The organism is Rathayibacter sp. AY1F4, assembly GCF_002931775.1.
In the GTDB taxonomy this organism is placed as follows: Bacteria; Actinomycetota; Actinomycetes; order Actinomycetales; family Microbacteriaceae; genus Rathayibacter.
Genome location: NZ_PSVE01000002.1, coordinates 165,534 through 190,265, shown reverse-complemented (window position 1 = coordinate 190,265; position 24,732 = coordinate 165,534). Strand labels below are relative to the sequence as shown.

The window sequence follows — 24,732 nt, the reverse complement described above, 5'->3', positions numbered from 1 at the left end:
GGGTCACTCCTTGGTGCGGAAGGCGAAGCGGATGATGCCCATCCCGAGGAGGCCGACCAGCAGGCCCACGACGCCGATCGCCTGGCTGTAGCCGATCCGGCCGGAGACGAAGGCCTGGTCGTAGAGGTAGAAGGCGAGGGTCATCGTGCTCGAGCCCGGTCCGCCGTTGGTGAGGAGCAGCACGGTGCCCGCGGAGCCGAGGAAGAGCCACAGGAACTGCAGCATCGTCATCAGGCCGACGAAGTCCTTCGACATCGGCAGCGCGATCGAGAGGATCTCGCGACCGACGCCGGCCCCGTCGAGGCGGGCCGCCTCGTAGACCTCGTCGGGGATCCGTCCGAGGGCGGCCGAGAAGATCACGGCGGTCGCGCCGATGCCGGCCCACGCCTCCGTGCCGATCACGGCCCAGAGCGCGGTGGACGGATCGGCCAGCCAGAGCCGCTGGAGATCGCCCAGGCCGACCGCGGAGAGGACGCTGTTGATCGCCCCTCGGGGCTGGTAGAGGCCGGTGAACATCATCGCCCGGGCCGACGCAGAGACGATCCACGGCGTGAAGAAGACGATGGAGAGGATCGCGTGACCCGGCGGTCGGCGGCTGAGGAAGAACCCGAGGAGGAACCCGAGCGGGATGATCAGCAGGAGCCCGACGCCGACGTAGAGGACGGTGTTGACCACGGCGACCCGCAGGATGCTGTCCTGGAAGAGGTCGGCGTAGTTCGAGAAGCCGCTGTACACCGGAGTGGCGACCAGGCTGTTCCAGGTGAAGAAGCTGAGCACGATCATCGCGACCAGCGGGACCACCATGAACGCGCCGTACCAGGCCAGCGCCGGCGAGACCTCGAGCACCTGGCCGAGGCCGCCGCGCCGCGGGCTGCGCACCCGCGGCACGGCGGCGACCGCTACTGCGCCTGCCACGCCTGCTCCAGGGTCTGCGTGAGCTGCTCGGCGCTGGTGCCGGCCACGAAGGCCTGCGTGCTCGCGCGGAAGAAGGCGGAGGTGACGGTCGGGGAGAGCAGGTTGTAGGTCGGCTGGTAGACGGTGGTGGTCGAGGGCAGCTCCTTCTGCGAGGCCACGTTGAGCGGCGGCAGGGCCGACTCGTCCAGGGTCAGGTAGCCGTCGCGGGCCGGGGAGACGAAGCCGATGTCCACGAATTGCGCGAGGTTCTCCGGCTGGTAGAGAAAGGAGATGTACTTCTGGACGGCGTCGATCTTCTTCTGGCCGTTGGGGCTGACCCAGACGCCGGTCGACTGCCCGGCGAAGCTGACGGGCTTCGAGATCGGGCTGCCGTCGGCGAGCGGGAACCCGCCGAGCCGGATGTCGGCGTCGGGGAACGAGCTCTGCGCGTTGCTGTAGCCCCAGCTCCCGTCGAAGAGCATCGCCGCCTGGCCCGCGCCGAAGGACGCGGTCTGGTCGGGGTACTTCAGCCCGGCGGAGTCGTCGGCGAAGACGCCCGCGTCGCGCAGCTCGATGAGCCCGTTCACGATCTTCTGACCCGCTTCTCCGGACCAGTCGCCGCTCTCGTAGAGCGCGGTCACGTCCTCCTCGCTGAGGAGCGAGAGGGCCACCAGCGTCACGACGGCGGGTGCCGGGTAGTCGGCGGCACCGACCACGAACGGCTGGACGCCGCTGGCGCGGAGGGCCTTCGAGTCGGCGATCAGCTCGTCCCAGGTGGTGGGCGGGCTGTCGATCCCGGCCTTCTCGAAGAGGTCCATGTTGTACCACATGGGCCAGTTGTAGCCCTCGAGCGGGAAGGCCTGCACCTGGCCGTCCTTGTTCGTCCAGGAGCCGAGGGCGCTGTCCGAGAAGACGTCGCCGAGGCCCCAGTCGTCGATGTACGAGGTGACGTCGACCGTGGCGCCGTTCTGCAGCCAGGTGGTGGGGTCGCCGACCAGGTTCGTCATGACCAGGTCCTGCTCGGTGCCGGCGACGACGCTCTTGCCGTAGGTGGTCGGCAGGTCGGTCTGGACGACGAACTCGTTCGTCACCGCGATGCCGGACTCGGCCTCGAACTTCTCAGCCATCGACGCGAGCCACCGCCCGCTCGGGCTGTCGGCCGTGTAGAGGCTGAGGGTGGAGATGCTGTCGGCGTCGGCGGCACTCGAGCCGGTGCCGCCGTTCGTCGAGCAGGCGGTGGTGCCGAGGGCGAGGCCGGTGACGGCGATCACGGCGAGGATCGCGCGGCGGGCGGGGCGGCGGCGCGGCTGGTGGGGGGTCATGGCGGGAGGTGCCTTTCTCATCATCGAGGGCGGTGCGGGGAGTGCGGAGACGGTGCTCAGGAGGCGGGGAGCGGTCCGAAGGGGAGGATCGCGGCGCCGAAGGGGCGGAGGAGGAGGGGCCGGCGGTCGGCGCCGACGCGCACGACCACGTCGCGCTCCTCCTCCGATTCGCTGACGACGACGGCGAACCGGACGCCGTCCTCGCGCAGGAGCAGGTCGGCGTAGACGTCGGGGGCGGAGACGGCGGCCTCCCCGCGGGCGTCGGCGATCTCGGCGAGCGCGTCGTAGAGGCGGACGAGGTCGCCGCGGTCGACGAAGGGGGTGCGCGCCGCGAACAGCTCGAGCGGATAGGTGCAGAGCACCAGCCTCCCCTCGCCGACCTCCCGGAGGACGATCGCCGGGCGGCCCTCGCCGTCGCGGGCGACGACGCGGTCGTCGTCGGCCGTGATCGGGAGCCGGGCCCGGGCGACGCTCGAGCCGCCGACCGGGAGGACGAGCTCCTCCCCGGCCCGGATCGAGCCGAAGTCCCGCTCGAACGTGAAGGAGACGGAGTCTCCGGCGACCGGCTCGGCGAGCCCGTAGCGCGCCGCGTGGCGGACGCCGAAGGTCGCGTCGACGCCCGGCCACCACCAGCCGCGCTGGTTCAGGGTGTCCCCGGAGCAGAAGGTGACCCACACGGTGGAGCCGGCGCGGGCCGCCGCCTCGAGCGCGCGGGCTCCGGGCGTGGTGATCGCCTTCGCCGAGGGCACGAGCAGCAGCGGCAGCGCGGGGAGGTCGGCGGCGTCGCGGACGATCGCCGGCGCGAGGTCGGCGAGCCGCGCCGCGATGTACCCCTCGATGATCGCGTCGCGCATCGCGGGCGCCTCCTCCGGCCCCCAGAACGGGTAGCCGCCGTCGAGGTAGGCGCTGACGACCAGGCCGGTCCGGGAGTCGGCGCGGCGGCAGTGGTCCAGTCCGTGCTCGCGCACGGTCGCGGCGAAGGAGGCGAGCTCGCCGAACGCGGGCTTGGGAGTGCCGTCGACCGTGGTCAGCCCGAAGTGCAGCTCGAAGGGGCGGTGCGTGTAGGGGGCCTGGTCGTCGAGGTCGAAGTCGGTGTTGTTCCAGCCGAGCCAGCCGGTGGCGCCCGCGGCGAGCGTGGAGTGGAGCACCTGGCGGTAGTAGTCGGCCGCGTTCGCGTCGGCCGAGAACTCGGTGGTCACGCCGAACTCCTCCAGCAGCACGGGCTTGCCGAACGGCGCGCACAGCTCGGCGTTGACGGCGGGGATGAGGTTCTGCCGGACCGGGTCGTCACTCATGTGGTACGAGTGCGGGCCCAGCCAGTCGGACAGCGGCGCCGACCAGCTCAGCCGGAAGCCGTTGTCCTGGCCCATGACCTCGGCGCCCCACGCGCCGTCGCCCAGGGAGACGGGCTGGTGCCCGCCGGCGGCGCGCACGGCGGCGACCATCAGCTCCGCCCAGGTCCGGACGGCGCCCTGGTCGACCTGCTCGGCGGGGCTCATCAGCCCGCCGCCGCCGCCGTAGAGGGGCATCTCGTTCGAGATCAGCCAGCCGGCGACCGCGGGGTGCTCGGCGAAGCGGCGCGTCATCTCCTGGATGAACCAGGCCTGGCGGCCCACCATCCAGACGTCCTGGTACAGGTCGCGCCCGTTGCGCCAGGCCGGGTCCCAGTTCTCGCCGGACATGTGGCCGACGAGGAAGGTGGGGATGGTCCGAAGCCCTGCTGCAAGGTGCAGGTCGAGGAAGGTCGCGAAGGAGTCGCACAGGTCCTCGTCGATGCGGTACGGCTCCGGGTGGAAGTCGGGCCAGAAGAAGAACGAGCGCGTCATCGTCAGCGAGTGGTCGGCGACCGTCTGCAGCTCCTCGGCCACGAGCTCCGGATCGAAGGAGCGCCACATCAGGGGTCCGCCCGCGCGGGACCAGAAGTTGACCCCGATCCAGGTGTCGGCCAGGGCCGTCATCGGTCGGTGCTGGGGGGTGAGGGCCATGGCGATCCAATCCGCGTCATCGTCGAACAGCGAGAAGCTAACCCACAAAACAGCTCACGTGCAACATTTTGGCCGAAATGCGTATGCTGACCTCGTGGCGAGCACCGGAGCGCGCGGGCCCTACGCGAAGTCCGCGGCCCAGCGCGCGAACATCCTCAGCGCCGCGCGACGCGTCTTCGCGCAGCTCGGCTTCAGCGGCGCCTCCATGCGGGGCATCGCGGAGGAGGCCGGGATTACCTTCACGGGGCTGCGGCACCACTTCGCCACGAAGGACGAGCTCCTGATCGCCGTGCTGGAGCAGCGCGACCGGGAGCACGCGGACCAGCACGCGCACACCCGCGGCGACGAGCTGCTCGACTCCCTCCGCTCCCTCTTCGACCAGGTGCTCGAGGAGCCGTCGATCACCGAGGTGTTCACGACCGTCTCCGGCGAGGCCGTCGCGCGCGACCACCCGGCCCACGCCTTCTTCCTCGAGCGCTACGCGCGGGTGCGCGGGATGTACAGCGAGGAGCTCGAGCAGGCGGCCGGCTCCGGGGACGGGGCGAGCCTCCCGCCCCACCACGCCGCCGCGCTCCTCGTGGCCGTGATGGACGGACTGCAGCTGCAGTGGCTCCTCGACGACTCGGTCGACGCGCACGGCGCCTTCGCCGCGTTCCTCGGGATCCTCCGGGAGGACGCTCCCGGAGAGCGCGACGGCGGGAAGGACGACCGGGCCCGCCCGTAAGCTCCATGGCGGTGGCCGCGGCCGCCGGAGCCGAGGGAGGTCGCAGCGTGGAGGTCGTCCTCGGAGTCGACATCGGCACCTCGAGCAGCAAGGCGGTCCTGGTCGACGCGCACGGCGCCGTCGTCGCGGAGGCGTCCCGCGCCCACTCCGTCGACCGGCCCGGCCGCGGGCTCGTCGAGATGGACTCCGACGTCTGGTGGGACGAGTTCCGCGGGCTGGCCGCCGAGCTCAGGGCCGCCGCGCCGGGGTCCGACGTGGTCGCCGTCGGCGTCAGCGGGATGGGGCCGTGCGTCCTGCTGACCGGCGCCGACGGCCGGCCGCTGCGCCCCGCGATCCTCTACGGCGTGGACACCCGCGCGGTCGGCCTGATCGATGAGGTGCACGCGCTGCTGGGCGGCGAGAGCGCCATGCGGGCGCGGACCGGCTCGGGGCTCTCGGCGCAGGCCGCCGGGCTCAAGCTCGCGTGGGCCGCGCGCTCGGAGCCGGAGCTCTGGGCGCGCGCCGCGCGCTTCACCATGCCCTCCTCGCGGATCGTCGAGCTGCTGACCGGCGAGTACGTCCTCGACCACCACTCCGCCAGCCAGTGCACGCCGCTCTACGACGTGACGGCGGAGGCCTGGATCCCGGAGTGGGCCGAGCTGCTCGCGCCCGGGCTCGCGCTGCCGAGGCTCGGCTGGCCCGGCGACACCGCGGGCCGCGTGACCCCGCGGGCCGCCGCGGAGACCGGGCTGCCCGAGGGCGTCCCGGTCGTCTTCGGGAGCATCGACGCGTGGTCGGAGTCGCTGAGCGCGGGGAAGCGGCGCCCCGGCCGGGTGTTCCTGCAGTACGGGACGACGATGTTCCTGGTCGCGCCGATGGCCGAGCCCGCTCCGCTCGACGGTCTGTGGACGACCGTCGGCGCCGGGCCCGGCGAGCCGACCGCCGCCGGGGGCACGGCCACCTCCGGCGCCGTCACCGACTGGGTGCGCCGGCTCACCGGCGCCGACCGGGCCGAGCTCCTCGACGAGGCCGAGCGCTCCGGGACCGGGGCGAACGGGCTGCTCGCGCTCCCCTACTTCGCGGGCGAGCGCTCCCCGATCGCCGATCCCGAGGCGCGCGGCGTGATCATCGGGCTCTCGCTCTCGCACACCCGCGGCGACCTCTACCGCGCCGTCCTCGAGTCGACGGCCTACGCCGTGCGGCACCACCTCGAGGTGCTGACCGGGCACGGCGTCCCGGTCGAGAGCCTCGTGGGGGCGGGCGGAGGAGCGTCCACGCCGCTCTGGCCGCAGATCGTCAGCGACGTCTGCGGCCTCGAGCAGGTGATCCCGACGGTGTCGATCGGAGCCTCCTACGGCTCGGCCGTACTCGCCGCGGGGCTCGTGACCGAGGTCGACATCGACGCGTGGAACCCGCCGGCGGCGAGGCTCCGTCCGGATCCGGCGACCGCCGCGTTCCACGACGAGGCCTACTCCGACTACCGCCGGCTCTACCGCGAGACCCGGGACACCGTGCACCGCCTCGGACGGCGCGGCCGGGACTGATCCCGCCCGCGGGCCCTCCCCGCCCTCAGGCGTCCACCCCGACCGGCGCGCTGCCGTCGTACCCGCAGATCGCCGCGACCTTGCCCGCCGACGCGCTCGACGGATCGAACTCGTAGCCCAGCCACTCGCGGACCATCCGCCGGGCGACCTCGAGTCCGATCACCCGCTGCCCCATGCACAGCACCTGCGCGTCGTTGGAGAGCACCGAGCGCTCCACCGAGAAGGAGTCGTGCGCGGTGACCGCGCGGATCCCCGGCACCTTGTTGGCCGCGATCGCGACTCCGAGCCCCGTGCCGCAGATCAGCAGCGCGCGGTCGGCGGCGCCGTCGGCGACCATCCGGGCGGCCGTGACCGCGATGTCGGGGTAGTCGGTATGGGTCGCGGCGTCCACGCCGACGTCGGTCACCAGCGACACGCGGTCGTCGGCCAGCAGATCCGCTTTCAGCGCCTCCTTGTAGTCGAAGCCCGCGTCGTCCGATCCGACGACGATCCGGTAGGTGCGGCTCATGCCGGTACTCCTCTGCTCGCGGACGCGCGCGCGCCGAGGACGTCCCCGACCGTGGTCAGGATCATCCCCATCGACGTCGCTCCGGCGTCCGGTGTGCCCAGGCTCTTCTCGGCCAGGGGTCGTGCGCGGCCGACCTTCGGCCGCAGGTCCGCCGTCGCCGCGGCGCGGGCGACGGCGGTCCCGGCCGCCTCCCGCCACGCCTCGACGAGCGGGGAGCCCGAGTGAACGCGCTCCCGCAGGGTGCGGGCGAACGGGAGGAGGGCGTCGAGCATGGTCTTGTCCCCCTCGCTCGCGCGCCCCAGGTCGACGATCGACTCCGCGAAGGCGTCGACGCCGTCGACGACGGCGGCGGGCGGGTACTCCTCACGGGAGTCCGTCAGCGAGGCGGCGAGCGCCTCGAGCGCCGCCCCCCACAGCACGCCGGACGTGCCGCCGGCCTGCTCCGCCCAGGCCTGGCCGGCGCGCGAGAGGAGCCAGGCTCCGCCCGCACCCCCGTCGATCCGGTCGAGGCGCCGGGTCGCGGCTCCGATGCCCTTGAGCATCCCGCGGCCGTGGTCGCCGTCTCCCGCGACCGCGTCGATCCGGCCGAGCGTCTCCTCCTCGCGCCGCAGCAGCTCGTGGACGGCGGCGAGCGCCTCGCGCACCGTTGCGGCCAGGGCGACGGCGGCGGCGGTCGCCGGCGGGGCGGACTCCTCCGCTCCGGCCTCGGCGTCGGCGCCGCTCGCGGGGACGAGGAGGGCGGCGACGGGAGCCGCGACGCGGCGGTACGCCGGCGTGTACGCGTCGGCGCGCCAGAAGCGCTCCAGCTCGTCGTCGAGCCACTGCAGGGTCAGCGAGACGCCGCCCATGTCGAGGCTCGTGACGAGCTCGCCGACCTCGGGCTCGACGGTCTGCACGCCGGCCTCCTCGAGGCGCCGCGCGATGTGGCGCCAGAGCAGGAACAGCTCCTCGTACTTCGTGGTGCCGAGCCCGTTCAGGATCGGAGCGACGCGGGTCGCGCCTCCCTCCGGCCGGTCGGCGAGCAGCCGGTCGACGAAGAGGTCGGCCAGATCGGCGGCGCGCAGCAGCTCGACGTCGCGGATGCCCGGCTCGCCGTGGATGCCGAGTCCCAGGCCGAGGTGCCCCTCCGGCACGCTGAACAGCGGCTCGGCGGCACCGGGCATCGTGCAGCCCGAGAACGCGACGCCGAGTGTGCGGGTGGCGGCGTTGCAGGCGTTCCCCACCCGCTCGACCTCGTCGAGGGTCAGACCCTCCGCGGCCGCGGCTCCCATCGCCTTGAACACCGAGAAGTCGCCCGCGATGCCGCGGCGCCTCTCGATCTCCTCGGCTGACGCGATGTCGTCGGTGACCACGACGATCCGGGTGTCGACGCCCTCCTTGCGCAGGCGCTCGGCCGCGATGCCGAAGTTCATGATGTCGCCGGCGTAGTTGCCGAAGCTGAACACCACGCCCCGGCCCTGGTCGGCCGCCTTCGCGACGGAGTACGCCTGCGCCGCGGAGGGCGAGGTGAAGATGTTGCCCACCACGGCGCCCGTCGCCAGGCCCGGGCCGACGGTGCCGCAGAAGGCGGGGTAGTGGCCGGAACCGCCGCCGATCACGACCGCCACCTGGGGCGCGGCGCCCTCGGTGCGGTGCGTGACGACGCCTCCCGGCACTCCTCGGAGTCGGTCGGCGTAGAGGGCGAGGAAGCCGGCGAGCTGGTCCTCGGCGAACTCGTCGGGATCGTCGTAGATCGTCGTCATGCGGGTCAGCTCCGCGCATCCGCCGCGACGACCGCCTCGGTCAGCGACGGCACGATGGAGACCTTGACCGACCCTCCCGCGCTGTCGGCGACGAGGTCGAGCGCCTCCTGGAACTGCTCCAGCGGGAACTGGTGCGTGCAGATCTCGTCCATCGGCAGGACGCCGCTCTCGAGCAGCTTGATCGCGGCGGGCCAGCAGTTCGGGCCGAGGTGGGCGCCGAGGACGTTGAGCTCCTTGTCGTCGCTGATGATCGACCAGTCGACGGAGGCGTTGGAGCCGAAGACCGAGTACTCGACGTAGGTGCCGAGCTTGCGCAGGAGGTTGAGGCCCTGCGAGACGGCCGACGGGTGCCCGGTCGCCTCGATGTAGACGTCGGCGCCGTAGCCGCCGGTGAGCTCCTTGACGACGGCGACCGCGTCCTGCTTCGTGATGTTGATCACGATGTCGGCGCCCGCCTTGGTGGCGAGGGCCAGCTTGTCGTCGCTCATGTCCAGGGCGATGACGAGCTTCGGGTTCTTCTGGCGGGTGCCCGCGATCGCGCCGAGGCCGATCGGGCCGGCGCCGGCGATGACGACGACGTCGTCGAACGTGATGCCGCCGCGCTCGACCGCGTGCATCGCGCAGGACAGGGGCTCGCAGAACGCGGCGACCTGCGGGGCGAGGTCGCGGCTGACCGGGTGGGTGAGCGCGCGGGTCGGGACCCGCACGTACTCGGCCATCGCGCCGTCGAAGCCCTTGAAGCCGAACATGTCGTGCGGTCCGCACATCCAGTAGGCGCCCATCAGGCAGTAGCGGCACTCCCAGCAGGGGACGATCTGCTCGCAGGCGATGCGGTCGCCGAGCGCGACGCCGCGCTTGGCGAGTGCCGCGTCGTCGCCGGCGACGACCGTGCCGACGAACTCGTGTCCGGCGATCCGGTCGCGCTCGGCCCAGGCGGGGCGGTTCTCGTCGCCCCAGAACTTGGCGGCGCCGTGGTAGCACTTCAGGTCGCTCGCGCAGACGCCGACGGCGTCGACGCGCAGCAGGAGCTCGCCCTCGGCGGGGACCGGCACGGGCACGGTCTCGAGGCGGTAGTCCTCCGGGCCGTGGACGACGACGGCGCGCATGGTGTCGGGCACGTCGGAGCCGGTGTCTCCCAGCGTCTGCGGGGAAGGGGTCGTGGTGGTCATGGGGGAGCCTCCGTCGGTTCGCGGGGCCGCTTCGTCGCGGCCTTCCAGAACCTACGCGATCCGGAACAGTTGTCAAGAACAGAATTTCTGTTCCTGGATCCGGCCTGCGGATCGAGGAGCAATCCGGTCTCGGACCTTGCGGAAATTGTGTGGTGAACATAATTTCTCCTTCGGAGGCCGACGCGCTCGGTCTCCCGCAGCGACGGAGCCGCCCCCCGGACGTCGTCGCTGAAGCACTCCCCGACCAGTGAATGGACCTCCGCGATGATGCGTGCACTCCCTCCCGCCCCGAGCCGGCTCCCGATCGGCGGGCGCTCGCCGATCACGGCGGTGCGGCGATGAGCGCCGTCCCGGCCCGGGGCGCGCGCCGCCTCCCGCGCCGCACGCTGATCCTCGGCGGCGTCGTCGTCGTGGCGATCGCCGCGATGGCGTTCAGCACCAAGGTCGTCGGTGCCGACTCGGACCTCGGCGCCGGCCCGGCCGCCTTCTCCGCCGAGGCGTGGGCCGCCGAGAACTTCCCGGTCGTCCAGGAGGGCATCGCCGAGCGCGCGGTCGACGCCCCCACCCTCGCCGCGGCGATCGCGGCCGACAGCACCGCCGCCGCCGCGCAGTACGGAGTCCCGGGCGGCACCGGCCCCGAGTTCTCGACCACCTTCACCGGCACGGTCGGCGCAGGACAGAACGGCATCTACCCCGTCACCGTCGAGGGCGTCCCCGCCGACGTGCTCATCCGCGTGCAGACCGGCCCGGCGATCAACGGCACCGACCTCCGCGACGCGACCGGCACCATCGAGTTCGGCCAGTTCACCAACCAGATCGCCTACCAGGACGCGGCGAGCGCCCTCAACGAGCAGCTGAAGACCACGGTCCTCGGCCCGGTGGACACGACCGCGCTCGAGGGCAGGACGATCCAGGTGACCGGAGCCTTCCAGCTGATCAACCCCGCCGGGTGGCTCGTCACACCGTCCGAGCTGGTGGTCCAGTGAGCGCGCCGGCCCCCGTCCCCGGCATCGGCGAGGTCGTGCTCGAGGCCGTCGACGTGGTCAAGACCTACGGAGCCACCCGCGCGCTCAAGGGCGTCGGCTTCTCCGTCCACCGCGGCCAGGTCACGACCCTCTTCGGCGAGAACGGCGCCGGGAAGTCGACGCTGATGAAGATCCTGTCCGGAGTCGAGCAGCCCACCTCGGGCGGGATCGTCCTGAACGGCGTCCCGGTCGCCTTCGAGGACACGGTCGACGCCCGCGAGCACGGCGTCTCGATCATCCACCAGGAGCTGAGCCTCGCCCCCAACCTCTCGGTGCGCGACAACATCTTCCTCGGCCGCGAGATCACCGGCCCCTCCGGCGTCGACTACGCCGAGGAGGCCCGCCGTGCCCGCGCCGTCCTCGACGAGCTGGGCGAGGACATCGACCCGCTGACGCTCGTCTCGGACCTCCGCCTGGGCCAGCAGCAGCTGATCGAGATCGCCCGAGCCCTCTCGGTCGACGCGCGGATCCTGATCATGGACGAGCCGACCAGCGCTCTCAGCGCCGCCGAGGTGGAGGTGCTCTTCACCGTCATCCACGACCTCACCGCCCGGGGCGTCTCGATCGTCTACATCTCGCACCACCTCGAGGAGGCGCTCGAGATCACCGACCACGCCGTCGTCCTCCGCGACGGCTCGGTCACCGCGACCGCGCCGGCCGCCGACATCGACCTCGCCTGGGTCGTGCGGGCGATGGTCGGCGAGGGCTTCGACCTCGGCTCCCCGCCCACCGGCTACGCGTTCGGCGACGTCGCCCTCTCGGTGCGCGGCGTGAGCGTCGCCGACCCGTCCGTCCCCGGCCGCGACGTGGTCGACCGGATCGACCTCGACGTCCGCAAGGGCGAGATCGTCTGCCTCTACGGACTGATGGGGGCGGGGCGCACCGAGCTGCTCGAGGCCGTCGCCGGCCGCACCGCCGTGACGGCCGGCACCGTCTCCAAGGACGGCCGGGACCTCGCCGGGATGTCGATCGCGCAGCGCATCGACGCGGGCCTGGGCCTCGTGCCCGAGGACCGCCAGCGCGACGGCCTGGTGCAGACCATGACCGTCGGGCGGAACCTCTCGCTGGCGAGCATCGGCTCCTTCGTGAGGGGCCTCTTCCTCTCCCCCCGCCGCGAGGCGGACCTCGTCGCCGACTCCATCCGGACGGTGCACGTGAAGACCGCGGGCGGCGAGGCGATGATCGGCTCCCTCTCCGGAGGCAACCAGCAGAAGGTCGTCATCGGCAAGATGCTCGCCACCCGCCCCGACGTCATCCTCCTCGACGAGCCCAGCCGCGGCATCGACATCGGCGCCAAGGCCGAGGTCTTCAAGCTCCTCGCCGAGCGCGCCCGCGAGGGCCTCGCCGTCGTCTACACCACCTCCGAGGTGGGCGAGTGCCTGAGCATCGCCCACCGGATCGTCGTGATGAGCCGCGGCCGGATCTCGGCCGAGTTCGGCTCGGACGTCTCCAAAGAAGACATCATGGCCGCCTCCGGTGAGGCCGTGATCTCGTGACCACTACCGAACGGAAGCCCTCAATGACCTCCACCGCGACCGGGCAGCGACGCCCCGCGCTCTTCAAGGACGGGTTCGACCTCGGACGACTGCTGCTGCAGGGGCGCGCGTTCTTCGCCCTGATCGCGATCATCGTCGTGTTCTCGATCCTCTCGCCGAACTACTTCACGGTCGGCAACCTCCTCACGATGTCCTCGCACGTCGCGGTCTACGCGATCCTCGCTATCGGGATGCTCCTCGTCATCCTCAACGGCGGCATCGACCTCTCGGTCGGCTCCACCCTGGGCTTCTCGGGCGTGATCGCCGGATTCCTGATGCAGGGGGTGCAGATCGGCGGAGTGACGCTCTACCCCGCTCTCTGGGTGGTCGTCGTGCTCTCCTGCGGAGCCGGAGCGCTGATCGGCCTGGTCAACGGCGTCCTCGTGGCGCGGTTCAAGGTCGCGCCGTTCGTCGCCACCCTCGGCATGCTCTACGTCGTCCGCGGCGTGGGCCTGCTGATGACCGACGGGCTCACCTACAACGATCTGGCGGGGCAGCCCGAGCTCGGCAACACCGGATTCGACTGGCTGGGCTTCAACCGCCTGCTCGGCCTGCCGATCGGCGTCGTGATCATGATCGTCGTCGCGGTCGTCGTCAGCCTGCTCCTGAACCGCACGGTGTTCGGCCGCTGGCTCTACGCCTCGGGCGGCAACGAGCGCGCCTCCGAGCTCTCGGGCGTCCCGGTGAAGCGGGTGAAGGTCCGCGTCTACGTGCTGTCGGGCCTGTTCGCCTCGATCGCCGGGCTCATCCTCTCCTCCGAGCTCACCAGCGCCAGCCCCACCGCCGGCAGCTCGTACGAGCTCACCGCGATCGCCGCCGTCGTGATCGGCGGCGCCGCGCTCACCGGAGGAGTCGGCACGGTCCGCGGCACGCTGCTCGGCGCGTTCGTCATCGGCTTCCTCTCCGACGGCCTCGTGATCATCGGCGTCTCGTCGTACTGGCAGACCGTCTTCACCGGCGCGGTGATCGTCTTCGCCGTCCTGCTGAACGCGGTGCAGTACCGCGGGAGGCCCCGGCGCGGCGGGGCCGGCTCCGGCCCGCGGCCCGCCTCCGACTCGGGCGCACCCCTGCCCGTCCCCCAGACATCGGGCACCCCGGCCGCCTAGGCCGATCCGCCCGAGAAGACCTCGATCGGCCACCGCCGATCGGACCACAGTGAAAGGAACAACAATGAACCGCAAGCTGGCAACGGTGCTCGCCGCGGGCGCGGGGCTCACCCTCGTCCTCTCCGGATGCTCCTCCGACTCGGGCGCCTCCTCCTCCGGGTCCTCCGCGGGCACGGGCTCCTCGGAGGGCGGGCTGATCTCGATCATCGTCAACGACCCCGCCAACCCCTACTGGCAGACCGAGGGCGATGTGGCGAAGTCCGAGGCGGAGTCGCTGGGCTACACCGCGAACGTGGGCGCCTCCAAGGGCGACACGAACACCGAGAGCACGCTCATCGACACGGCCATCACGAACAAGTCGGTCGCGATCATCCTCGACCCGGCGAACGCCGACGGATCGGTCGGAGCGGTGAAGAAGGCGGACGCCGCCGGCATCCCGGTGATCCTCGTGAACGCCGAGATCAACGAGACCGGGCTCGCGAAGGCGCAGCTCGTCTCGAACAACGCGCAGGGAGCCGCGCTCGGCGCCCAGCAGTGGGTGGCCGACGTGGGCGACACCGGGAACTACGCCGAGCTGTTCGGATCCCCCTCCGACAACAACGCGCAGACCCGCTCCAACGGCTACGCCACGGTCATCTCGCAGTACCCCGGCCTCGTCGAGGTCGCGAACCAGGTCGGCAACTGGGACCGCACGCAGGGCCACGACAAGATGCAGTCGATCCTGCAGGCGAACCCCGACGTGACCGGCGTCATCTCCGGCAACGACGAGATGGCGCTCGGCGCGATCGCCGCGCTCAAGGAGGCGGGCAAGCTCGACCAGGTCAAGGTCGGCGGCTTCGACGGCTCCCCCGACGCGATCGACGCGGTCAAGGCCGGCGAGCTGCAGTACACCGTGCTCCAGCCCGTCGCGACCTTCGCCGCGGAGGCCGTCAAGCAGGCCGACTCCTTCCTCCGCACCGGCGAGACCGGCGCCTCGGAGGAGAAGCAGGCCTTCGACTGCATCCTGATCACCAAGGACAACGCCGACAAGGTCACCGAGCCCTTCACCCTCTCGGAGTGATCCCGACCGAATGACGTCCGCGACCGCCGGCCCGGCCCCCCTCCGGGCCGGCGGTCGCGGCCGACGGCCCCTCTGCGGAGCGGCCGGGAACAGGAGAGAATGTCGCACGTGACTCCGCCCTCCCCGTCGTCCCGGAACGAGAGGTTCCCGCTCGACGTCGTCTTCCAGGCGGCGCGGATGTACTACGTGGAGGACGCCACCCAGGTCGAGATCGCCTCCCGCCTCGACGTCTCCCGCCCCACGGTGAGCCGCCTCATCGCGGAGGCCCGCCGGCTCGGCCTCGTGCGCATCACCGTCGTCGACCCGTTCGAGGACGCGACCGCCGGCACGGCCGACGCCCTGCGCGACGCCCTGGGGCTCCGCTCCGTCCACCTGGCCGCGGTCACGCACGCCTCCACGCTCGGCCGCGACCTCGCGGTCCCCGTGGCCGCCGCCCTCGCCGAGATGGAGCTGCGCAGCGGCGACGCCCTGCTGATGTCCCTCGGCCGGACCGTGCACGACATCGCCCGGTCGGGCCTGCTCCCCCGGCTCCCCGGGGTCACCATGGTCCCGGCCGTGGGCGGGCAGGCGGAGCCGCAGCCCTGGTTCCAGACCAACGAGATCACCCGGATGGCAGCCGAAGCCAGCGGAGCGCGGTCCAGCTTCCTCTTCGCCCAGTCGTTCCCGAGTCCCGCGATGCGCTCCGGCCTCGAGGAGGACCCCGCCTTCCTCGAGGTGCGGACGCTGTGGAGCACCGCGAAGGGCGCTCTGCTCGGGATCGGCGCACCGACGGCGACGCGCGACAACCTGTCGTCGGGCCTGCCCTCGGACGAGGGCCTCTTCGACGACGCGGCGGGCGACGTCTGCCTCAACTTCTTCCACGCCGACGGGAGCGCCCTCGAGTTCCCGGGCAGCGACCGGATGGTCCGCGTCTCGCGCGAGGACCTGGCCGCCGTGCCGCACGCCGTGGGCGTGGCGGTCGGGGCCGAGAAGACCGCGAGCATCATCGGCGCCGTCCGCGGCTCGCTGATCAACACGCTCGTGACGGACGCCGCGACGGCCGCGGCCATCCTCGCCGCCCTCTGAGCGCCGGCCGCCGCTCCCCCGCTGTCCAGAAGTTGTCGCACTCGACACCCGAGTGCGACAACTTCTGGAGAGTCGAGGAGCGGCCGTCCCGCAGCGACCCGCGTCAGGGCTGCGTGAACGCGACCTTCTGCACGCTGGTGCGCCCGTCGAGCGTCGTCGTCGTGATCCGCATGCTGTACGAGCCGGCCGGGGCGACGGCGCCGTTGGTCAGGCGTCCGTCCCAGGCGAGGGTCTGCCGACCCGCGGGGTGGCGGATCGACGAGGTCAGCTGCTTCGCGACTCCGCCGGACGCCGTGAGTACCGCGACGCTGGTCGTCGCGCCGTCGCCGGTCATCCAGTCGAGGGTCGTCGTGCCGCCGGGGCGGGTCACCGCGGGCGCCGAGACCACGAACGCCGGCGTCCGGCCGAGCGTCGCGGTCGCGTGGCCGTCGGCGACGGCCAGCGCTGTGCTGCCCGCGGTGGTCCGGATCGACACCGTCGCCCCCGAGACCTGCACCGAGGCCGTCGACGGGCCCGCGGTGTAGAGCGCCTGCACCGTCTCGGTCGGCGTCTGCAGCACCGTCCCGTGCAGGTTCACTCCGTAGTCGGCCGTCACGTCGTCGATCGAGACCGTGCCGGCGGAGACGCCCGATGTCGCCTTGTAGACGAAGGCGTCCACGAGCTTCACCGGGTAGTCCCACACCCCGTCGCCGTCACCGCCGGAGTGCGTGTAGTTGGCGTTCAGCCCGTCCGAGAACAGCGTCATCTTCTGCCACGGCGAGCCGCCGACGTTGCCGACGAGGCCCTGGAAGGTCTCCCCGGTCGCGTCCTGCAGCTTCAGGTAGACGGGGCTGGTGCTCGCGTCGCCGCTGACCCGGACCGAGACCGCCGTCGGCGAGCCGGGGAGGGTGCGCGAGGTGTGGAGCTGCGCGCCCTTCGAGGCGCCGGAGAAGTCGTACGTCAGCTTCAGCGCGCCCGAGCCGGAGTAGCCGGTCGACGTCGCGGCCAGCGAGGCGGTCCCGCCGCCGATCGGCGCCACGGCCCATCCGCTCGTGGAGGAGAGGTCGTCGACCGTCACCGGCGAGGCGGAGGCGGTCGCGCTCGCCCGGCCGACCGCGGTGCCGGTCGCGAGGACCGCGCCGACCTCCTTCAGCGCCGCGTACGCGGGCTTCTGCCGGCCGGAGCGCTCGGTCACCGAGAAGGTGTCCAGCGGTGCCTGCGGGTCGGGGCCTCCGACGAGGTTGTACCAGGCGATCGCCTTGATCCCGCGGGCCGCAGCGTCGAGGTAGGAGCGCGAGAGGTACGACGCCTGATCGGCCTCGCTGGTGGCGCCGACGCAGGTGGTGCAGGTCGCCCAGCTGACCTCGGTGATCCACAGGCTCCGGCCCGGCGCGCTGCGGGTGAGGAAGTTCTGCGCCGCGTCGAGGTAGGTCGGGATCGCTCCGGTCTCCGGCGCCCCGTCGACCGTGTAGGTGTGGATCGCGAGTCCGTCGAAGGAGTCGCCGGCCCCGGCCGCCAGCACCCCGGCCATGAACGGATCGCTGAACTGGTCGAGCCCGCCGACCAGCACGGTCGCGGTCGGGTCCACGGCCTTGATCGCCGTGTACGCGGCCTTCAGCATCTCGCCGTACTGGCCGGCCGTGGCGCCTCCGCGCCAGTAGTAGTCGGTGTTCGGCTCGTTCCACACCTCCCAGACGTGCACGCGGTCTTTGTACCGGGCCACGGTCGCCGCCGCGTACGACGCGAAGTCGGCGTTGCTGCGCGGCGGGTAGTACTGCGCGTCCTCCGCCGCGGTGCCGGCCGGGGCCGACGAGGCCCAGGGCGCCGAGTAGGCGAGCTTGCCGATCATGTCGACGTTGCGCGCCTGGCTGATCGCGACGGCCTGGTCGAACTTCGCCCAGTCGTAGAAGCCCTTGCGCGGCTCGACGCGCTTCCACTCGAACTCCTCGCGGGCCCAGCGCACCTGCGCGTCCTCGAGGAGGGCGGCCTGCCGGTCGGCCTCGACGGGCGAGTCCTGCTCGGTGAGGAAGCTGTTGATGCCGCTGATCGACGTGGGCGACGCCTCGGTGACCCGGGCGCTCACTCCGGTGAGGTAGGGGCGGGTCGCCGTGGCGGCTCCCGAGAGCGCGCCGTCGGCGGTCGTGTCCCAGGTGAGGCGGCCGGCGATGCTGCCCGCCATCGCGGCTCCGCTGTCGTCGGTGCCGTCGTAGGTCGCGGTGATCTCGCCCGCGGCGGCGGCGGTCCCGCCGAAGGTGCGGGTGCGGCCGGCGCTGTCGCGCAGCACCAGGGCGTAGTCGCCGGGCCCACCCGCGGTGAAGCGGACGGTCGTGGTCGCGGCGTTCTCGCGCGAGAAGCGCGCGGCGCTCGCGGTCGGCAGCGTCCAGTCCTTGTCGAGGACGCGCAGGTTGTCGAGCACGACGGTGCCGGTGGCGGGGGCCGAGGCGCCGTTCCGCACCACGTTGATCCGCACCAGCGAGACCGGGTAGTCGAGCACGCCGTCGTCGTTGCCGAGGTGGGTGTTCGCGGCGGGCGACCGGAGGTCGATCGTCGCGGTCGTCCACCGGCTGAGGCTCATCGCGTCGACGCGGTAGAAGAACATCTCGCCGGTCGCGTCCCGCAGCTTGAGGAACACGGTGTTCCAGCTGCTGTCGCCGAGCAGGTCGACCTTGAGCGCGGTCGCGGGCTGCGTGAGCAGCGGCACCGGAGTCGTCGCGGTCTCGATCTCGGCGTCCGCGCGGGAGAGGTCGTAGGCGATCTTCAGCGCGCCCGAGCCCTCCGTGCGGGTGGCCGAGGTCGAGGGGGTCGCGGTGCCGGCGGCCTGCACCCAGTCGGTCCCGGCGGAGTCGAAGGACTGCGCGAGGCTCGCGTCCGCGTCGATCTCGGCGAGGGTCAGCAGGAGCGGGATGCCGCTGCGGGTGGCGTTCGAGGCGAGGACGCCGTCGTCCGTCCCGTCCTGCGAGAAGACGCCGCTGACGTCGCCGCGCATGCGGGTCCCGGAGTCGTCCGAGCCGTCCCAGGTCAGGGTGACCGGGCCGGCCGCGGCCGCACGCCCGGTGATCGTCTTCAGGCGCCCCTCCTTGTCGCGCAGCTCGAGGCGGTGGTCGCCCGGGCCGGCCGCGGTGAAGGAGAACGAGGTGGTCGCCGAGGCGCCGGGGGTGAAGAACGCGGTCGCGGCCGTCGGCAGCGACCAGCCGGTGGCGAGGGTGCGCAGGTTGTCGAGCACGACGGTCCCGGTCGCGGGCTGGCTGCCGTTGCGCACGATGATCACGCCGGAGAGCTTCACCGGGAAGTCGAGCACCTGGTCGCCGTCGCCGCCCTCGATCAGCGCGGCCGGAGCAGTGAGGTCGACGTCGATCGTCGCCCACGCCGTCGAGCGCATCGCGTCGAGCCGGTAGGTGAAGGTCTCGCCCGAGGCGTCGCGGAGGCGCGTGTAGACGGTGTTGTAGGTGCCGTCGCCCTTGAGGTCGATCCGGAGCGACGAGGCCGGCTTCGCGATCACGGTCGCGGGGGTGCTCTGCACCGTCTCGACCAGGCCCGACGAGACGTCGTAGTCGATCCGCTGGGCGTAGGAGCCCTGGGTCTTCTGCGCGCTGGTGCGCGAGACCGCCGCCGAGCCCATCGCGACGCTCCAGCCCGACGCCGCGCCCTCGAAGCCCTCGACCACGCTGGTCGTCGACGGCTGCGCCGCGGCGACGGTCAGCAGGGTCGGAGTCGCCGAGCGGGTCCGCGACGCGGAGAACTGCCCGTCCGGGGTCGAGTCCTGCAGGAAGGTGCTGCGGATCGGGCCGTCCATCTCCTGTCCGTCGTCCGCCTTCCCGTCCCACTGCACGGCGGTCTCGCCGGGCTCCGCGAGGGTGCCGGTGAGGGAGCGGCTGCGGCCGGTGCCGTCGCGGAGGACGATCATCCAGTCGCCGGCCGTGGCGGCCGAGAACGCGAGGCTGGCGACTCCGCCCTCCGACGGCACGAGGAACTCGGTGTCGGCGACGGGCATCGTCCACCGGCTGCTCACCGCGCGCAGGTTGTCGAGCACGAGCGAGCCGGTGGCGGACTGCTCGCCGTTGCGCACGACGTAGAAGCCGGTGAGCGTCAGCGGCATATCGAGCACGGAGTCGGCGTTGCCTCCCTCGGCGAGCACCGGGTCCTGGGTGAGGTCGATGGGCACCGTGGTCCAGGTGGTCTGCCGCATCGCGTCCATCCGGTAGGTGAACGCCTCGCCGCTCGCGTCGGTGACGCGGAGGTAGACCGTGTTGTAGCTGCCGTCGCCCTTGAGGTCGACCTTCAGCCCCGTGACCGGGCCTGTGGCGACGTCGAGCGGAGCGGTCCGCGTGATGCCGGCCATGCCGTCGGTGAGGTCGTAGTCGACCGCGAGCGCGTCGGTGCCCTCGGTGCCGGCCGCGCCGCCCCCGGCCGCGGAGGCGCGGCGCAGGGTGGCGGATCCGGTGGCGACTCCCCAGCCGGCGTCTCCGCCGTCGAAGGCCTCGACCACCGAGGTCGCGTCGGGGTCGTCGGCCGCGGCCAGGGTGAGCAGGAACGGGACGCCGGTCGTCGTCGCGGCGCCGAGGGAGCCGTCGGCCGAGTCGTCCTGGCGGAGCACCGCGCGCACGTCGCCGGTCATCGCGGCTCCGGAGTCGTCGCGTCCGTCCCAGTCGACGGCGACGGGTCCCGCCGCGGCGGCCGTGCCGGCGAGGGTGCGCGAGAGCCCGGCGGCGTCCGCGAGCCGCAGCTCCCAGTCGCCCGCGGATCCGGCGTCGAAGGAGAGTGCGGCGCTCGCCCCGGCGGCGACGTAGGTCGAGGCGGCGACGGGGAGGGTCCAGCCGGTGGTGTCCGCGCGCAGGTCGTCGAGGGCGAAGGTGCCGGTCGGCGGCTGCTCGCCGTTGCGGACCACGAGGACGCCGGCCACGGTGAGCGGCGCGTCCATGACTCCGTTGCCGTCGCCGCCGTCGCGGGCCGTCGGCTCCGCGGTCAGGTCCACGGTGAGCGTCTGCCACTGGGTCGAGCGCATCGCGTCGACGCGGTGCACGAAAGTCTCGCCGCTCGTGTCGCGGACCCGCAGGTAGACGGTGTTGTAGGAGCCGTCGCCGCGGAGGTCGACCGTCAGGGCCGAGGCGGGCGCGGGGATGACGGGCGCCTGCAGCGGGTCGAAGCCGAGCTCGGCGAGCCCCCCGGTGACGTCGTACGAGACCTCGAGCGACGAGTCGCCCTCCGTGCTGTCGTCGGAGACGGCCGTGGAGGCCGTGCCCGTCACCGTCGTGAGCGCGGCCGAGCCGCTCTCGAAGCCCGTCACGGGAGTGGTTCCGGGAGTCGCGGCCGACGCGGCGCTCGGCACCGTGAGCAGGCCCGCGACGAGGGCGGCGGTGACGAGGAGGACTGTTCGGGCACGGGACATGGGGGCACTCCGCTGGGCGTCGGATCGAGGATCGAACGCTCGCCTGGGGGTGGTGGCGAGCCGGCCGCATCGACGACCTGCGCGTCACGCTAGGACCGGCGGAGGTGCTCGGAAGGGTGCGGAGGAAAGCTCGATTCGCCCGCACTCGAAGAGGGGTGGCGGGCCGGGGCGGATCCCCTCGGGCGATATCACGAGGGCCGATCCGCGCGCCAGCCCTCGCAGAGAGGGCAGACGGGGCGCTGAGAGGAACGCTATCCCGTGCGGCGCCGGAGCGCACGCCTCACTTCGTTCGAGTGCTCTCAGGTCCAGTCGAGAGCGGAGCGCTCGGCCCAGTAGCGGGCCGGATCCACGGCGAGCGCCGGGAGCTCCGCGAGCTCCAGGGGCTGCGCGCGCAGGTTGGCCCGCAGCTGCTCCGGAGTCGCCGCGCCGCTCAGCACGACGTCGGCCCAGGGCTGCGCGAGGGCGGCCCCCAGGGCGACGGCGTCCGGCGCGCCGCCGGCGTGCTCGATCGGGTGCGCCACGAGCCTCCCGTTGGCGAGGGCCTCCTTGACCACCACCAGCCAGCCGTCGTCGTGCGCGGCGGCGAGCTCCCGGCCCGCGGACTGCTCGAGCGGGTTCCAGGTGCTCTGGACCGCGCTGAACGGCGACTCCGGGATCGCGCGGGCGAGCTCGATCACGCGCGCCTGCTCGGGTCCGCTCGTCGAGAGGCCGACCCGCACTCCGGAGCCGGCGAGGCCGCGGAGGCGGTCCAGCAGCGGGCGGTCGGTGAGGGCCGGGCTCTCGGGAGTGATCGAGTGGACGAGGTAGGAGTCGGGCGCCGAGCCGAGCGCGTCGAGCGTGAGCGGCCACTGGCGGTCGAGCATCGCGACCGAGTGCTCCTTGCGCTCGTGGACCGGCGCGTCCATCGCCCACCCGCCGACGTACTCGTAGCCCCACTTGGACTCGATCGTGAGCGCCGCCCGCCGCTCGGGGTGCCGGGCGAGCCAGCCGCCGAGGAACTCCTCCGCCCGCCCGTAGGAGCGCGCGGCGTCGAGGAAGCGGACGCCGGCGTCCCACGCCGCGTCGAGCAGCAGGTGCGTGCGCTCCCGCAACGCGTCGACGCTCCGCTCGGCCGCAGGGCCGAGGTCGTCGTCGCGCCCTGCCGTGATGTACGCCGGCCGGCCCACGGCCGCCAGCCCGATCCCGAAGCGCTGCATCCCGCCCACGGTACGCCCGTCCCGGAGCTGCGGCAGCCGCTAGCGTCGAGCGGTGACCTCCGCCCTCGACCGCAGCATCCTCCGGCTCGCCGTCCCGGCGCTGGGCTCGCTGGTCGCCGAGCCGCTGTTCCTGCTCACCGACTCCGCCCTGGTGGGCCACCTCGGCGCCGTCCCGCTCGCCGGGCTCGCGCTGGGCGGCACGGTGCTGCAGACGATCGTCGGCCTGATGGTCTTCCTCGCGTACAGCACCACTCCGCGGGTCGGCCGGGCCCTCGGCGAGGGCGACGAGCGGAGGGCCGTGGCGGCCGGGATCGACGGCGGCTGGCTGGCCCTGCTCCTCGGCGCCGGCATCGCCGTGGTGGGCGCGCTGACCGCTCCGGCCGTCGTGGCGCTCTTCGGCGCGGGGCCGGCGGTGGCCGAGGCGGGCGTGCGGTACCTGGCGGTGAGCATGGCCGGGATCCCCGCCATGCTCGGCGTCTTCGCGCTCACCGGGCTCCTCCGCGGCTTCCAGGACACCCGCACGCCGCTGGTGATCGCCGCCGGCGGATTCGCCCTCAACGCCGCTCTCAACGCCGTGCTGATCTACCCGGCCGGCCTGGGGATAACCGGCTCCGCACTGGGGACGGTGATCGCGCAGTGGGCCATGCTCGCGGCCTACGCGGGAGTCGCGCTGCGGCTCGCCCGGAGGGTCGGCGCGCCGCTGCGGCCGCACCTCGCGGGCCTGGCCTCCTCCGCGGGATCCGGCGGCTGGATGCTGCTGCGCACCGCGAGCCTCCGCGCGGCGATCCTGCTCGCGGTCGCGACCGCCACCTCGCTCGGGGCGGAGGAGCTGGGCGCCTTCCAGGTGGCGATGACGCTGTTCTCGACGGTCGCCTTCGCCCTCGACGCGGTGGCGATCGCCGCGCAGGCTCTGCTGGGCCGCCTCCTCGGCGCGGGCGACGCCGAGCAGGCCCGAGCCGTCACGAAACGCTGTGTGACCTGGGGAATCGGTGCAGGAGTAGTGCTCGGAGCGCTGGTCACCGGTCTGAGCGGTGTCCTGCCGTACGTCTTCTCGAGCGACCCGGAGGTGCTGCGGCTGCTGCCCGCGGCGATCGCCGTCGTGGGCCTCACCGCTCCGCTCGGCGGCTACGTCTTCGTGCTCGACGGCGTGCTGATCGGCGCCGGCGACGGCCGCTACCTGGCGCTCAGCGGCCTCGCGAACCTCGCCGTCTTCGTCCCGCTCGCCCTGCTCGCCCCCGCCGCGCCCGCCGAATGGCGCCTCCTCGCGCTCTGGCTCGCCTTCGCCGTCGGCTTCCTCGGCGCCCGCGCGGTCACCCTCGGGCTCCGGGTCCGCAGCGACGTCTGGCTCCGCTGACCGCACTCCTCCCCTGTGGAGAAGCCTGTGGACAACTCCGGTCAGCGTGGCGGTGCGCTGGTGTTCCCGCGGTGGAAGACGGCGTGGAAGCAGACCGCCTCCGCCTCCTCGTCGGCCAGGAGCGCGACCGCGGCCCGTCCCGCCGCACGGCCCTTCTCGACCGCGGGCTGGGCCATCGTCGTGAGGTCGTACTCGGCCGCGAGACCGGGCACCTGCACGCCGTCGAAGCCGACCACCGAGAGGTCCTCGGGCACGCGGAGCCCGCGCTCCTCGGCCGCGAGGATCACGCCCGCGGCGAGCAGGTCGCTCTGCGCGACGACCGCGGTCGGCCGCTCCGCTCCCTCGAGCAGAGTGCGACCCGCGGCGACGCCCTCGTCGACCGAGCTCGCTGCGGCGGCGACGACCGACGCCTCCGGGAAGACGTCCTGCACTCCGAGGAGCCGGTCGACCGGAGTGATGCTGGGGCTCGAGCGCCAGCCCGGCGGGATCGCGCCGCGGCGGCGGTCCTTCGCGAACGGGAGCGAGACCACCGCGACCCGCTCGTGGCCGAGCTCGCGCAGGTGCTCCGCGAGGGTGCGGCTGGCCTCGCGGTTGTCGAGCGAGATCACGGCGCCGCCCAGCTCCGAGAGGCCCTCGACGACGACCACGGGCACACCCCGGCGGCGCAGCACGGCGACGGAGTCGTCGACCGACGGGCTGCAGCCGACCAGGATCATCGCGTCGACCGGGGCGGTCGCCAGCAGGCCCGCGCCGTCGCCCGTCTCGGTGAGCAGCAGGATCCCGGCGTCGACTCCGCCGAGGACGTCGGCGATCCCGTCGAGCATGGCGATCTTGATCGGGTCGCGGAACGCGTGCAGCATCCGCTCGTCGACGACGACCCCGACGATCCCGGAGCGGCCGCGCCGGAGCGAGCGCGCCCGCGGGTCGGGACCGGCGTAGTCGAGCTCGGACGCCGCGCGCAGCACCCGCTCCTTCGTGGCCTCCGAGACGGGGCCGGAGCCGCTGAAGACCAGCGAGGCGGTGGAGGGGGACACTCCGGCCCGGCTCGCGACGCGGGCGAGCGTCGGCCGGGGGCTCTTGCGGGGTTCCACGTTCCTCCTCGTGGGGGCGGCGCGCTCGTCGTCGGTTGACCGTCCCCGGGGTTCCGGATAGCTTAGAC

At 72.9% G+C, this 24,732-nt stretch carries 17 protein-coding genes; 8 read left to right on the top strand and 9 right to left on the bottom strand.

The annotated features are described in order from the left end of the window. Nucleotides 1–3: 3 nt before the first annotated feature. From C5C59_RS01820 to C5C59_RS01810, 3 genes are read right to left on the bottom strand one after another with little or no spacing between them, the layout of a single operon-like run. Nucleotides 4–915 (bottom strand): carbohydrate ABC transporter permease, encoded by a 912-nt coding sequence (locus tag C5C59_RS01820; RefSeq protein ID WP_104238953.1) that lies wholly within the window; start codon nucleotides 913–915, stop codon nucleotides 4–6. Further along, complete coding sequence (locus C5C59_RS01815) at nucleotides 900–2,216, bottom strand: ABC transporter substrate-binding protein (protein WP_104251209.1); 1,317 nt, start codon at nucleotides 2,214–2,216, stop codon at nucleotides 900–902. The genes C5C59_RS01820 and C5C59_RS01815 overlap by 16 nt, the downstream gene beginning before the upstream one ends. A 56-nt stretch (nucleotides 2,217–2,272) precedes the next feature. Further along, the gene (locus tag C5C59_RS01810; protein WP_104237976.1) at nucleotides 2,273–4,201 is read right to left on the bottom strand and encodes a cellulase family glycosylhydrolase; all 1,929 of its coding nucleotides are present in this window, start codon (nucleotides 4,199–4,201) and stop codon (nucleotides 2,273–2,275) included. Nucleotides 4,202–4,295: 94 nt separating this feature from the next. On the opposite strand from C5C59_RS01810, the gene C5C59_RS01805 reads away from it, so the two are divergent. Together C5C59_RS01805 and C5C59_RS01800 are read left to right on the top strand one after the other, a co-directional pair. After that, nucleotides 4,296–4,925 (top strand): TetR/AcrR family transcriptional regulator, encoded by a 630-nt coding sequence (locus C5C59_RS01805; RefSeq protein WP_219812429.1) that lies wholly within the window; start codon nucleotides 4,296–4,298, stop codon nucleotides 4,923–4,925. Nucleotides 4,926–4,972: 47 nt separating this feature from the next. Next, nucleotides 4,973–6,448, top strand: a complete 1,476-nt coding sequence (locus C5C59_RS01800) for an FGGY-family carbohydrate kinase (RefSeq protein WP_258060355.1) — start codon at nucleotides 4,973–4,975, stop codon at nucleotides 6,446–6,448. Between the two features lie 25 nt (nucleotides 6,449–6,473). Here C5C59_RS01800 and C5C59_RS01795 read toward each other — a convergent pair whose 3' ends face one another. The 3 genes from C5C59_RS01795 to C5C59_RS01785 are packed head-to-tail and all read right to left on the bottom strand — an operon-like array spanning nucleotide 6,474 to nucleotide 9,867. Next, nucleotides 6,474–6,956: a ribose-5-phosphate isomerase gene (locus tag C5C59_RS01795; protein WP_104237978.1), complete on the bottom strand. Its 483-nt coding sequence runs from the start codon at nucleotides 6,954–6,956 to the stop codon at nucleotides 6,474–6,476. After that, a complete protein-coding gene (locus tag C5C59_RS01790; RefSeq protein WP_104237979.1) occupies nucleotides 6,953–8,698 on the bottom strand; it encodes a dihydroxyacetone kinase family protein in 1,746 nt (581 codons plus the stop codon). Before C5C59_RS01790 ends, C5C59_RS01795 begins: the two co-directional genes overlap by 4 nt. A 5-nt stretch (nucleotides 8,699–8,703) precedes the next feature. Continuing rightward, the gene (locus C5C59_RS01785; protein ID WP_104237980.1) at nucleotides 8,704–9,867 is read right to left on the bottom strand and encodes a zinc-binding dehydrogenase; all 1,164 of its coding nucleotides are present in this window, start codon (nucleotides 9,865–9,867) and stop codon (nucleotides 8,704–8,706) included. Between the two features lie 338 nt (nucleotides 9,868–10,205). Between C5C59_RS01785 and C5C59_RS01780 the strand changes: the two genes are divergently transcribed. The 5 genes from C5C59_RS01780 (at nucleotide 10,206) to C5C59_RS01760 (ending at nucleotide 15,658) form a co-directional block, all read left to right on the top strand. Then, nucleotides 10,206–10,853, top strand: a complete 648-nt coding sequence (locus C5C59_RS01780) for a DUF2291 family protein (RefSeq protein WP_104238018.1) — start codon at nucleotides 10,206–10,208, stop codon at nucleotides 10,851–10,853. Next, nucleotides 10,850–12,388: a sugar ABC transporter ATP-binding protein gene (locus C5C59_RS01775; RefSeq protein WP_104237981.1), complete on the top strand. Its 1,539-nt coding sequence runs from the start codon at nucleotides 10,850–10,852 to the stop codon at nucleotides 12,386–12,388. The genes C5C59_RS01780 and C5C59_RS01775 overlap by 4 nt, the downstream gene beginning before the upstream one ends. A 23-nt stretch (nucleotides 12,389–12,411) precedes the next feature. Continuing rightward, a complete protein-coding gene (locus C5C59_RS01770; protein WP_104237982.1) occupies nucleotides 12,412–13,533 on the top strand; it encodes an ABC transporter permease in 1,122 nt (373 codons plus the stop codon). 64 nt (nucleotides 13,534–13,597) lie between these two features. After that, complete coding sequence (locus tag C5C59_RS01765) at nucleotides 13,598–14,593, top strand: D-ribose ABC transporter substrate-binding protein (protein WP_104237983.1); 996 nt, start codon at nucleotides 13,598–13,600, stop codon at nucleotides 14,591–14,593. A gap of 108 nt (nucleotides 14,594–14,701) precedes the next feature. Continuing rightward, the gene (locus C5C59_RS01760; RefSeq protein ID WP_219812430.1) at nucleotides 14,702–15,658 is read left to right on the top strand and encodes a sugar-binding transcriptional regulator; all 957 of its coding nucleotides are present in this window, start codon (nucleotides 14,702–14,704) and stop codon (nucleotides 15,656–15,658) included. A gap of 103 nt (nucleotides 15,659–15,761) precedes the next feature. Here C5C59_RS01760 and C5C59_RS16965 read toward each other — a convergent pair whose 3' ends face one another. Both C5C59_RS16965 and C5C59_RS01750 read right to left on the bottom strand, forming a co-directional pair. Then, a complete protein-coding gene (locus tag C5C59_RS16965; protein ID WP_146082809.1) occupies nucleotides 15,762–21,023 on the bottom strand; it encodes a carbohydrate binding domain-containing protein in 5,262 nt (1,753 codons plus the stop codon). A 299-nt stretch (nucleotides 21,024–21,322) separates the two neighbouring features. Further along, nucleotides 21,323–22,219 (bottom strand): aldo/keto reductase, encoded by an 897-nt coding sequence (locus C5C59_RS01750; protein WP_104238019.1) that lies wholly within the window; start codon nucleotides 22,217–22,219, stop codon nucleotides 21,323–21,325. Between the two features lie 52 nt (nucleotides 22,220–22,271). On the opposite strand from C5C59_RS01750, the gene C5C59_RS01745 reads away from it, so the two are divergent. Next, the gene (locus C5C59_RS01745) at nucleotides 22,272–23,573 is read left to right on the top strand and encodes an MATE family efflux transporter (RefSeq protein WP_104237985.1); all 1,302 of its coding nucleotides are present in this window, start codon (nucleotides 22,272–22,274) and stop codon (nucleotides 23,571–23,573) included. Nucleotides 23,574–23,614: 41 nt separating this feature from the next. On the opposite strand, the gene C5C59_RS01740 is transcribed toward C5C59_RS01745, so the two are convergent. Then, a complete protein-coding gene (locus tag C5C59_RS01740) occupies nucleotides 23,615–24,664 on the bottom strand; it encodes a LacI family DNA-binding transcriptional regulator (protein WP_258062523.1) in 1,050 nt (349 codons plus the stop codon). Nucleotides 24,665–24,732: the final 68 nt, after the last annotated feature.

Bases quoted from the DNA above. Each gene is read 5' to 3' on its own strand.
- C5C59_RS01815 (WP_104251209.1), bottom strand. From the start codon at position 2,216: ATGACCCCCCACCAGCCGCGCCGCCGCCCCGCCCGCCGCGCGATCCTC.
- C5C59_RS01810 (WP_104237976.1), bottom strand. From the start codon at position 4,201: ATGGCCCTCACCCCCCAGCACCGACCGATGACGGCCCTGGCCGACACC.
- C5C59_RS01795 (WP_104237978.1), bottom strand. From the start codon at position 6,956: ATGAGCCGCACCTACCGGATCGTCGTCGGATCGGACGACGCGGGCTTC.
- C5C59_RS01790 (WP_104237979.1), bottom strand. From the start codon at position 8,698: ATGACGACGATCTACGACGATCCCGACGAGTTCGCCGAGGACCAGCTC.
- C5C59_RS01785 (WP_104237980.1), bottom strand. From the start codon at position 9,867: ATGACCACCACGACCCCTTCCCCGCAGACGCTGGGAGACACCGGCTCC.
- C5C59_RS01780 (WP_104238018.1), top strand. From the start codon at position 10,206: ATGAGCGCCGTCCCGGCCCGGGGCGCGCGCCGCCTCCCGCGCCGCACG.
- C5C59_RS01770 (WP_104237982.1), top strand. From the start codon at position 12,412: ATGACCTCCACCGCGACCGGGCAGCGACGCCCCGCGCTCTTCAAGGAC.
- C5C59_RS01765 (WP_104237983.1), top strand. From the start codon at position 13,598: ATGAACCGCAAGCTGGCAACGGTGCTCGCCGCGGGCGCGGGGCTCACC.
- C5C59_RS16965 (WP_146082809.1), bottom strand. From the start codon at position 21,023: ATGTCCCGTGCCCGAACAGTCCTCCTCGTCACCGCCGCCCTCGTCGCG.
- C5C59_RS01750 (WP_104238019.1), bottom strand. From the start codon at position 22,219: ATGCAGCGCTTCGGGATCGGGCTGGCGGCCGTGGGCCGGCCGGCGTAC.